The organism is Bacillus cereus group sp. BfR-BA-01379 (assembly GCF_022663605.1).
Taxonomy (GTDB): domain Bacteria; phylum Bacillota; class Bacilli; order Bacillales; family Bacillaceae_G; genus Bacillus_A; species Bacillus_A mobilis.
The window spans coordinates 1-214 of record NZ_JAKUFT010000340.1; the positions used below are offsets into that span (position 1 = coordinate 1).

Here is a 214-nt window from a genome sequence, read left to right on the forward strand (position 1 = left end):
AGTTTTAATCAATACGTTGAAACACAAATACAAGAAGCGAAGACAAGAAAATTTGTCTTCGCTTTTATTTAACATAGTTTCAGTAGCTAGAATGGCTGAGAGCTCCAATGCCCTGCGATTCTGAACGAGCCGATTGCACTTTTTATTTAATAACCAAGTTCGGTTTTTTATTCAAGCTATGACGCCCGTCTACGAAGCGTACTGTGCCTGATTT

General features: G+C 38.3%; 1 protein-coding gene. It reads right to left on the minus strand.

Features of this window, described 5'->3' with window-relative positions; genetic code table 11:
• Positions 1–142: 142 nt before the first annotated feature.
• The coding region (locus MR113_RS28150) for a hypothetical protein (RefSeq protein WP_242257501.1) at positions 143–214 on the minus strand (72 nt) is incomplete at its 5' end.